This is a genomic window from Flavobacterium sp., assembly GCF_025352015.1.
Classification (GTDB): Bacteria; Bacteroidota; Bacteroidia; order Flavobacteriales; family Flavobacteriaceae; genus Flavobacterium.
In genome coordinates, this window is sequence record NZ_JANXUG010000080.1 from 1 (window position 1) to 10058 (window position 10058).

Below are 10058 nucleotides of genomic sequence, written 5' to 3' on the forward strand. Positions count from 1 at the left end.
CGTTGATGTATCAGAATTAGGTGTATTTGTAACTACAAACAGAGGAACTTTTGCACTTAAACTAACAGATAAACAAGCAATCATTAATCTTTCTAATTATATTGTAAATAATGAAAAAGATGTTTTTAGGACTTTTGAAAAAAAAGTGGATTGGAGAGATAGCAAAAATAAACAAATCAAAGGACTGTTAAATTTTTTAGAAGATATCGGAGTTGGTTCAGGTATTGAACTCTATGAAAGTGATAGCAACTTTCAAAATTGGAAAAAGAAATCTTTAGACGAAAATGGCGATATACAAACTACAGACTGTAAAATGAAAACTATGAAAAAAATAATTTTATTATTTGTATTAGTATGTTACCATACTATTCAAGCACAAACCTATCCTGTTTTGAGAACAGTAAGTATAGAGGAATCTTTAGACGAAAATTATAATGAATTAGGTGGCTATTATGTAAAAGACATCAATAATCTTCTGAATCCATATATTGGAACATGGAAATATGAAGGAAATGGTATGATTTTTATTTTAAAGATTCAAAAAGGTGAACAATTTATCTCTATATCAAATATTGGTAAATATAGCTTTAGAGACGAATTACTTGTAACCTATAAATTTGTAAAAAATGGCGAAACTTTGGTTGATAATTTGAATGAACCAATTATTAACTCGTTTTCACAAGCAAGTGGAAACGGAAGAAAATATGGATTTTATTGGTTTAATTCTTTAGATTATGTTAGCGGTGTAATTACTGATATACCGTTAAATATTACCACAAGTTCTGATATTTATCCAGTTAATCAAGTTGGTGGTGTTTTTAACATAATAAAAATTCAATATAATGGTATGAATTCAGTAAAAGGAAATCCTGATGAATTTTACATCGGTAAACCTACTTTTATGATCCCAAATTTTGTGGAATTAATCAAACAATAAAAAACCTCTTACAACGTCAGTTTGTAGCTATAGCGGCTTTTGGGCTTAATTTGAAGTTGGTTTTGTACTTGCAAATTCGGTGTTTAACCAAAAGTTTAGGCTTCCTTAATCCCCCACCCCTGCAAGCTGCAAAATGTCAGGTTGTGAATAAACGCAGACTCAAGAATCTAACGCAATTTTAAGACAAAAAAAACCTTCCATTGCTGAAAGGTTTTTAAAAATTTAATTATTTTTTATAAGGTTCGATGAGCCGTTGTTGTTACCGTTGCGCCGTTACCGTCTAAAAATGAACCATGCAATTCGTCAACTGAAATTACGCCAATTGTTTTTCCGTTGTCATCAATAACATTATTGTTTACATAGGTACCACTTATATTCCCTGTAATACCAGACACATCTTTTTTTACTATTCCGCCCCATCTTGCCAATCCTGTAGAAAGTATGATATTGAAAATACCCGATTCTCCTGTTTTTGAATATGTTCCTTCAAAGGCTTCTAACAAAGAAGTTGATGTTTCTTTATACAGAGTAAAAACTATATTTGGGTGTCCGGGAATGCTCGAGGAGGTAACTGTTGGCATTGCGCCGCCAATAGCAATTGAAAAAGTTATAGAAACAGAAGTGCCGTTGTAAGTCCCTGTAAACGGTGCTACGTAAGCCTGACCGTCAACATAAGTTACATTCGAAGTTAAAGAAGCACTGATACCATCCAAAACCATGTTGGCAGTAATGGTATTGACTCCGTTTTGAATGTTAATAGAAAGTGTTCCTGATGATCCTACCGCAACCCCTTTGTAAATTCCTTTTCCGCTTGCATCATTTGCCGCTAAAGCATCGGGTGCGTTTCGACATGCTAAACAGCGGTATGCAGCGGCACCGGAATCGCTTTTTGAACAAGAAATAGATAAAATACTTACTCCAATAAAAAATAAAGAAAGCGTAAATAATGTTTTAAAATTTTTGAATGTTTTCATAATTGATAGTAATTAGTTAATAAAAAAACAGCATTTTACTGTCTTATTTTGTTAAATCAAAAATAATACTAATCAAAATTTGTGACAATCACCAAATAGTAGTAATTTATTTTCTAAATATTATCGTGTCGCAGTTTTATTTAACGCTTCGGTACGAGAATTAACCTGAAGTTTTTCATAAATATTTCGAATGTGAGTCCGAACCGTTTCGGTACTCAAAAATAATTTATCGGCTATTTCTTTATAGCGCAAACCTTCTGAAAGCAGGTTTAAAATTTCTTTTTCGCGTTCCGAAAGTTTTTGTAATTCACTGTTTATTTTAAATTCCCGATGAAAAAAGTTTACCACTTTACGTGCTATGTGACTACTCATGGGCGAACCGCCATGATAAACTTCTACAATGGCATCCAGTATTTTTGAAGGTTGTGTAGTTTTGGTTATATAGCCCATGGCACCTGCTTTGAGTGCGTTAAAAACCGAATCGGTATCTTCAAATGAAGTGCACATTACAAATCGCACACCCGATGTTATGGGCATTAATGCTTTTATACATTCAATGCCATTTTTTTCGGGAAGGTGAATATCCATCAGTACAACATCCAAATTCAAGGTTGGGATTTTTGCAATAGCTTCTTCCGCATTTTCAAAAGAGTGGCTACAACTAAATCCTTCACTTCCATTGATCAAAACAACTATGCTTTCTCTGATTTGCTTATCGTCTTCAACTAGTCCAACTTTAATTTCCATACTATCAAAATTACGTCCTTTTATAAATTTATAATTACCACGAAAGTAGTATATCGCATTTGCTTACTGTGCAAATCATTATTCTTTACTAATTTTTTTTAGTAAAATGTTAACTTTTACAACTGTCCCCATTTCCGTTTTACTCTCAACTTCAAAAGATCCTCCAATCGTATTGAGACGACTTTTCATATTTTTCAGCCCGTTGCCACTTGCAGGTTTGTCAAAACCAATACCATCATCTTTCAGAACGATTACTAAAGAAGCATTATCAATGCTTACGCTAAAAAAAACATGCTTTGCTTGTGAATGTTTTGTAATGTTGTTCAGCGTTTCTTTTAACACCATAAATAATTCGCGGTGACTTTCCTTCGAAATAGTTGTTTGTGGTATTGAATTTGGAATGTCGTAATGAAGTTCTATGTCAAAATCATCCAAATAATCGGTGGTGTATTCTCTCATGCGAGCGATTAAATTGGCAATGGTTGTGTTCTCCGGATTTAAAGCCCAAATCAGATCTCGCATATTATCAATCATCTTCATTGCGGTAGCTTTGATGGCTTCGCTGCTTGTTTTTACCTCGGGTAGATGTTCTGTTTTCTGAAGAATAATTTCGCTCAAAAAATTAATTTTGGATAATCCAGATCCTAAATCATCGTGAATGTCTTTGGCCATTCTTATTCGTTCGTGTTCTTCTGTTTTTTTAATTATTCGTTCTTCATTTAATTTATTACGCAATTGTTGTTTGCTTTTCCAAAAATACCAGGTTAGCCAAATGCTTAGCAACACTATTAAAAATGTCAGAATAAGATAATTACGTCTTGTAATTTTAAGTTCTTTGATTTTCTCTTCTTTCTTAAGCAATTGAATTTTAGCTTCTTTTTTTTGCGTTTCATAAACAATTTTAAACTCGGCTTCAGCAGTTACCTTTTTTGCTGTCATCATAAGTATATAATTCTCGTGCTTTTTTAATTGAACAGTATATGCTTTTTCAAACTGTTTCTGTTTGCTGTAAACTTCTGATAAAATATCATACGATTTTACAAGATTGGGTTTGCCATCAATGCTTTGAAGTATCGCAATGCTCTGAAGAGTATATTTTTCGGCTTGAGCAAAATCATTTTTCATAGAGAATAAGGCACCAAGATTGCTGTAAGTATCTGCAATTTGTTTTTTATTGCCTAATGCAATATCAATTTTTAAACATTCATTAAAATAATACTGCGCACTGTCAATCTTGTTTGAAAACAAAAAACAATTGGCTTTATTGTCTAAAAAAGAAGTTTTAATTTTTAGATTGGCTGTACTATCGGTAATACGAATGCCCGTTGCATCAATTTTTAATGCTTTTTCAAAATCGCCGGTCATACCATAAACATTGGCCAAAATATGTGTTGCATGTAAATAAACCGGATTTGATTTATCATTTTCTAATGCCTTCAAAGCAATTTCCAAATGTTTTTTGGCTTCGGCTGGGTTATCTTTTTGGAAATAAACCTCGCCCAGAGTAGTATTCACGCTGCAAATGCCGATTTTATGGTTGGCTTTTTCATAAATACGCAAAGATTTATAAAGACTTTCCAATGCTTTTGGATAATCACCAGTTATATTATAAACCGTTCCAATATTAAGATAACTCATAGCTTTCAGCGTATCGGCATTTGATTTTGAAAGTAACTGCAAACTTTTTTCATAGTATTTCAGCGCAAGAGTGTAGGAGGAAGTATTACTGGACTGGATTCCCATCACGATTAGCGACATTGCCTTATATTCATTAGGCTCATTACTTGCAGCCTGTTCAATTTTTGCAGCAAATATCCCATTAGAATCAATAGCTGCTTTTGATAAACACGTAATATCGTTGTACCATTTGCCTATTTTTTTTTGATTTTCAGTAGGAACTTGGCTTTGAGTAATTACCTTCTTTTTACAGGATAAAAATGATATGAAGACACAAAATAAGAGGAGTTTTATTTTCATAAAATATTATTTAATCTATAAATATACTATAATATTGATGATAACATAATTCGGCAATCATTTGACGAATATCAAGTGACGAGATATTATAATTAAAAAGAAATAAATCTAAAAATCATGCTAGACCAATAGAAAATCATACGTCATTATCCTTATCTTTGTACTGCAAAAAAAGTTATTATGGAAACGCTTTTAGACACTGTTTTACCTGTAGGAAAACCAAATTGGTTAAAGGTAAAATTACCTATAGGTCAAAAATACACAGAACTTCGCGGCTTGGTAGATAAGTATAAACTCAACACTATTTGCGCATCGGGCAGTTGTCCTAATATGGGCGAATGCTGGGGCGAAGGTACAGCTACCTTTATGATTTTAGGAAACATCTGTACTCGTTCGTGTGGTTTTTGTGGTGTAAAAACAGGTCGACCAGAAACGGTAGATTGGGACGAACCCGAAAAAGTGGCGCGTTCTATCAAAATTATGAACATAAAACATGCAGTAATTACTAGCGTTGACCGCGACGACTTGAAAGATATGGGTTCTATTATTTGGTTTGAAACCGTGCAAGCTATTCGCAGAATGAATCCACAAACGACATTAGAAACACTGATTCCAGATTTTCAGGGCATAGAAACAATTATGGATAGAATTGTAGCAGCCAATCCCGAAGTAGTTTCACATAATGTAGAAACCGTTCGTCGCTTAACCCGCGAAGTTCGTATTCAAGCAAAATATGACAGAAGTTTGTCCGTTTTGAAATACTTAAAAGACAAAGGCATACAAAGAACTAAATCCGGAATCATGCTTGGTCTAGGAGAAACCGAAGAAGAAGTGCTTCAAACAATGCAAGATTTGCGCAATCAAAATGTAGATATTGTAACCATTGGTCAGTACTTACAGCCCAGTAAAAAACACTTACCAGTAAAGGAATACATCACTCCAGAACAATTTGAAAAATACGAAAAAATAGGCAAAGAAATGGGATTCCGCCATGTAGAAAGTGGTCCATTAGTGCGGTCTAGTTATCATGCGGAAAAACATATTCTGTAGTCAAAAAGTGTAACGTACAAAGTCGAAAGACTTTATAACTTTTGACTTTATAACCTTTGACTTTATAACCTTTGACTTAAGACTTTAAGACTTATGATAAAAATTGCCATCAACGGTTTTGGACGCATTGGCAGGAATCTTTTCCGATTGCTTCTCAACCATCCCACTATTGAAATTATTGCTGTAAACGACATAGCCGACAGTAGAACTATGGCGCATTTACTAAAATACGATAGTATTCATGGAGTTTTGCCTAATGCAGTTTCTTCTGATAATCGTTCGATTATCGTAAACGGAAAGTCGTATTTGTTTTTTCACGAACTTGAAGTTTCTAATCTAAATTGGAAATCATTAAATATAGATTTCGTAATTGAATGTACCGGAAAATTTCACAGTTTTGAAGCCCTTAACAAACATATTCTAGCTGGAGCCAAAAAAGTAATTTTATCGGCACCCTCTGAAGTTCCCGAAATTAAAACCGTTGTTCTTGGCGTCAACGAAAACATATTAGACGGAACTGAAAAAATAATTTCCAATGCTAGTTGCACCACTAATAATGCCGCGCCAATGATAAAAATTATCAACGAGCTTTGTGGTATTGAACAAGCTTACATCACAACGATTCATTCATACACTACTGATCAAAGTTTACACGATCAACCACACAAAGATTTGCGGCGAGCGCGTGGTGCCAGTCAATCTATTATACCAACAACTACAGGAGCTGCCAAGGCATTGACCAAAATTTTCCCCGATATGGAAGGTAAAATTGGCGGAAGTGGCATTCGGGTTCCTGTTCCTGACGGTTCTTTAACGGATATTACCTGTTATGTAAAAAAAGAAGTCTCAATTGCTGAAATCAATGCGGCTTTTAAAAATGCTTCACAAACTTCACTTCATGGGATTCTCGATTATACCGAAGATCCTATCGTTTCGGTAGATATAATTGGGAATACCAATTCTTGTGTTTTTGATGCGCAACTAACTTCTGTTATAGGAAAAATGGTTAAAGTAGTAGGTTGGTATGACAATGAGATTGGTTACTCTAGTCGAATTATTGACTTAATCCTTTTGTTAAAAAAATAAATTACTTACATTTAGCGTCCATAATTTATAATTACAACGCAAAATGAAGTGGATTTGTGTTTTGTTTTTTATACCAATTGTCTTCTTTGGACAAAAAAAATCAGTAGAAAAAATTGATAGCACAGACTATTTTATCCAGCTAGCCAGCTTTAACAAAAAAACCAATAATTATAAATCGGCACTCGATTTTTCACAGAAAGCCTTTAATTTCGCTAAACAAAATAATAACATTCGAGGACAAGCGACGGCGTTATTTTCGATTGGTTCTACTTATTTTGACTTAAAAAAAATGAGCGATGCTTTAGAAACCTTTTCAAAAAGCGCTGAATTGTTCGGTTTATTAAAACCATCAACAGACTACGCTTTATGTTTCTATAACATTGGACTTTGTTATATGAATTTGGAACAATTTAGCAAAGCACAAATAAATTTTAACAAAGCACAGTCTATTTATGACATCCTAAAAATTGATAATTCACAGTTTTTGAATTTACAAAAAGGGATATTGTATAAAAATAATGGCAAAACAGATTTCGCCTCAAAATTATTTAACGAAATTATTTCTAAAGACGATTCTAAAGATATTTTCAAAACCAAAGCCGAAGCATTGTACCAACTTGGTACTATTGAAGAAAATTTAAATCACAATAATCTTTGTGCAAACTATCTTAACAGGGCTTTAAAGTTGAGTGAAAAAAATAAAGATTTGGATCAAAAAGTGAAAATTTTATTAGAGTTAAGCAAGGTTTATGATAAGTTGTTAGATGTGAAAAAATCATATTTTTTTCTAAAAGCACATACTGATTTAAAAGACAGTCTTTCACATTTAAACAATCAAAAATTAGATATTAATGATTATGTTGATTTTAAAGAAAGTGAACGTTTGAAAGCTATTGATCAAATGACAAAAGAAAATGAAGCACAACAAAAAACAAACAAATTTGCCAAACTTATTACATTTTTAGCTATCGCATTAATCACCATTTTGTCGCTACTGAGCTTGTCATTGTACAAAAATAATATTATCCGAAGTCAATCTAACATAGTCTTAAAAGAGAAAAATTTTGAACTTCAAATTGCCAAAGACAATGCAGAAAAAGCATCAAAAGCAAGAGCCGAATTTTTATCGACAGTGAGCCACGAATTAAGAACACCTTTAAATGCCATTAACGGAATTACACACTTATTGCTAGAAGATAACCCAAAACAAAATCAGCTTCATTACCTCAACTCTCTTAAGTTTTCTGGAAATTACTTGTTGACTTTTATCAATGAAATATTGGAAATTAACCGAATTGAATCCTGTAATATTGAAATTGAATACATAGATTTTGATATCAAGAAACTACTTTTCGATATTAAAAATTCTCTAACGGAAATTGCAACTATAAATAATAATAAATTCACTTTAGATATTGACGAAAATATTCCTGAAATACAACTTGGTGATCCTACCAAGTTATCACAAATTTTCATTAATTTGATTAATAACGCGCTAAAGTTTACCAAAAATGGCGAAGTAATTGTTACCGCAAAATTGATTGAATATAGCGATGATTTTTCCAGAATAAATTTTGCAGTTCGCGATACAGGCATTGGCATTCCAGAAGAAAAACAAGAAACTGTTTTTGAGAGTTTTTCACAAGGTTCAATAGAAATAAATAGAAAATATGGAGGCACCGGTTTAGGATTGACCATAGTAAAAAAACTGGTTGAATTACTGGGTGGCGAAATCAATCTTACTAGTAAAGTTGGGGTTGGAACAACGTTTGACTTTGAATTAAAATTGTTAAATGGTGAAGAAAAAATTCAAGTTGAAAAAACCAAATTATACTCTGATGAAATACTAAAAAACAAACATATTTTGGTAGTAGAAGACAATAAAATAAACCAAATGGTTACCAAAAAAATGCTTGAAAAAAAAGAAGTTACTTGCCAAATTATAGACAATGGTGAGGAAGCGGTTGAAATTCTTTCAAAAAATAATACGTTTGATTTAGTGTTGATGGATGTTCATTTACCTGGTATAAACGGCACGATTGCCACTCAAAAAATTAGAGAATTTGACACCAAAAAACCAATTATAGCTTTGACCGCAATATCCTTGAACGAAAATAGAGCCATGTTACTATCCTATGGTATGACCGATGTAATTACCAAACCTTTTGAACCAGAAAACTTTTATAGAATTATTGCTAGTAATTTGTGTTAAAACTGAAGAATCAATTCTTTGATTAATTGTCTAACATGCGGTTCAGCTTTTGCGGCGGCTTTCAATACTTCTTCATGGCTTACATCTTCCATGCTGTCTTCATTATCACCCATATCAGTAATTACCGATAAACCAAAACAGTCAATATTCATGTGGCGTGCCACAATAACTTCGGGAACAGTTGACATACCAACACAATCGGCACCAAGAATTTTTACCATTTTATATTCGGCAAAAGTTTCAAATGTTGGTCCTTGCAATCCAAGATAAACGCCATCGTGAACCGTAATGCCATTAGCTAAAGCAATAGCTTTAGCTTTTTGAACCATCTTTTTATTATACGATTCATTCATATTCAAAAAGCGTGGTCCAAAACGCTCGTCATTTTTTCCATGCAAAGGATGCTCGGGAAACATATTGATATGATCTTTTATTATAACGACCGAACCCACTTCATAATCAGAATTTACGCCACCCGAAGCATTAGAAACAATTAGCTTACTAATGCCTAAATATTTCATAACACGAACAGGAAATGTAACTTGCTTCATATCGTATCCTTCATAAAAATGAAAACGACCTTGCATGGCCATTACTTTTTTATCGCCTATAGTTCCAAAAACCAACGCGCCTTTATGTCCAGGAACCGTTGACGTTGGGAAATTGGGAATTTCAGCGTACGGCAAAGTATATTCGATTTTAATATCATTTGTAAAATTTCCTAATCCTGAACCAAGAATAACACCATATTCTGGCGTGAAGTTGGTTTTATTTTTAATATAATTAACAGTTTCTTGTACAAGTTCCCACATAATCTAAAATAATTTGGTTAAAAGTCTCTTGGTCTTTCACAAACTGACTTTTGATTGGTAAATAAAATAATTGCTTTTTTAAAATTTTTGAATTCAAACGTACAAAATCTTTTTCAGTTGTAATGATGATTTTTTCGTTGGCTTTGTTTTTAATGGTTTTTACATCGCTTTCGCTAAAATAATGATGGTCATCAAACATTATAATTTCATCAAAATCGGCTCGTAAATAATCAAAAAACGGCTTTGGATTTGCAATTCCGGCG

The 10058-nt window shown here is 32.9% G+C and carries 9 protein-coding genes; 4 read left to right on the forward strand and 5 right to left on the reverse strand.

Going from position 1 to position 10058, the window contains the following annotated elements; all coding sequences use genetic code 11:
- Positions 1-937: DUF6705 family protein (locus Q0Q96_RS08120; protein ID WP_366069196.1), on the forward strand; the 937-nt coding region annotated here is incomplete at its 5' end.
- A 233-nt stretch (positions 938-1170) separates the two neighbouring features.
- Here Q0Q96_RS08120 and Q0Q96_RS08125 read toward each other — a convergent pair.
- The 3 genes from Q0Q96_RS08125 to Q0Q96_RS08135 all read right to left on the reverse strand — a co-directional run bounded on the left by Q0Q96_RS08125 (position 1171) and on the right by Q0Q96_RS08135 (position 4635).
- Complete coding sequence (locus Q0Q96_RS08125; protein ID WP_293873471.1) at positions 1171-1911, reverse strand: hypothetical protein; 741 nt, start codon at positions 1909-1911, stop codon at positions 1171-1173.
- Between the two features lie 120 nt (positions 1912-2031).
- The gene (locus Q0Q96_RS08130) at positions 2032-2658 is read right to left on the reverse strand and encodes a response regulator transcription factor (protein WP_293873473.1); all 627 of its coding nucleotides are present in this window, start codon (positions 2656-2658) and stop codon (positions 2032-2034) included.
- Between the two features lie 78 nt (positions 2659-2736).
- Complete coding sequence (locus Q0Q96_RS08135; RefSeq protein WP_293873475.1) at positions 2737-4635, reverse strand: tetratricopeptide repeat protein; 1899 nt, start codon at positions 4633-4635, stop codon at positions 2737-2739.
- Between the two features lie 180 nt (positions 4636-4815).
- Here Q0Q96_RS08135 and lipA point away from each other — a divergent pair, with 180 nt between their 5' ends.
- From lipA to Q0Q96_RS08150, 3 genes are all read left to right on the forward strand, one after another.
- Positions 4816-5685 carry a lipoyl synthase gene (gene lipA / locus Q0Q96_RS08140; protein WP_293873477.1) on the forward strand — a complete coding sequence of 290 codons (870 nt, stop codon included), beginning with the start codon at positions 4816-4818 and terminating at the stop codon, positions 5683-5685.
- 93 nt (positions 5686-5778) lie between these two features.
- Positions 5779-6771, forward strand: coding sequence for a type I glyceraldehyde-3-phosphate dehydrogenase (gap, locus tag Q0Q96_RS08145; RefSeq protein ID WP_293873480.1), 993 nt, complete (start codon positions 5779-5781; stop codon positions 6769-6771).
- 43 nt (positions 6772-6814) lie between these two features.
- On the forward strand, positions 6815-8983 hold the full coding sequence (locus Q0Q96_RS08150; protein WP_293873524.1) for an ATP-binding protein: 2169 nt from the start codon (positions 6815-6817) through the stop codon (positions 8981-8983).
- Here Q0Q96_RS08150 and Q0Q96_RS08155 read toward each other — a convergent pair.
- Entirely contained in the window at positions 8980-9795 is an 816-nt protein-coding gene (locus Q0Q96_RS08155) for a purine-nucleoside phosphorylase (RefSeq protein ID WP_293873527.1), read from the reverse strand. The two genes, Q0Q96_RS08150 and Q0Q96_RS08155, sit on opposite strands and share 4 nt — an antisense overlap.
- Positions 9767-10058, reverse strand: a 292-nt coding sequence (locus Q0Q96_RS08160; protein ID WP_293873530.1) for a tetraacyldisaccharide 4'-kinase, incomplete at its 5' end; no start/stop codon positions are given. The genes Q0Q96_RS08155 and Q0Q96_RS08160, both read right to left, overlap by 29 nt.

What these genes read in the sequence shown, in the direction of transcription:
- Q0Q96_RS08155 (WP_293873527.1), bottom strand. Translation starts at nt 9,795, where the DNA reads ATGTGGGAACTTGTACAAGAAACTGTTAATTATATTAAAAATAAAACC.
- Q0Q96_RS08130 (WP_293873473.1), bottom strand. Translation starts at nt 2,658, where the DNA reads ATGGAAATTAAAGTTGGACTAGTTGAAGACGATAAGCAAATCAGAGAA.
- lipA (WP_293873477.1), top strand. Translation starts at nt 4,816, where the DNA reads ATGGAAACGCTTTTAGACACTGTTTTACCTGTAGGAAAACCAAATTGG.
- Q0Q96_RS08135 (WP_293873475.1), bottom strand. Translation starts at nt 4,635, where the DNA reads ATGAAAATAAAACTCCTCTTATTTTGTGTCTTCATATCATTTTTATCC.
- gap (WP_293873480.1), top strand. Translation starts at nt 5,779, where the DNA reads ATGATAAAAATTGCCATCAACGGTTTTGGACGCATTGGCAGGAATCTT.
- Q0Q96_RS08125 (WP_293873471.1), bottom strand. Translation starts at nt 1,911, where the DNA reads ATGAAAACATTCAAAAATTTTAAAACATTATTTACGCTTTCTTTATTT.
- Q0Q96_RS08150 (WP_293873524.1), top strand. Translation starts at nt 6,815, where the DNA reads ATGAAGTGGATTTGTGTTTTGTTTTTTATACCAATTGTCTTCTTTGGA.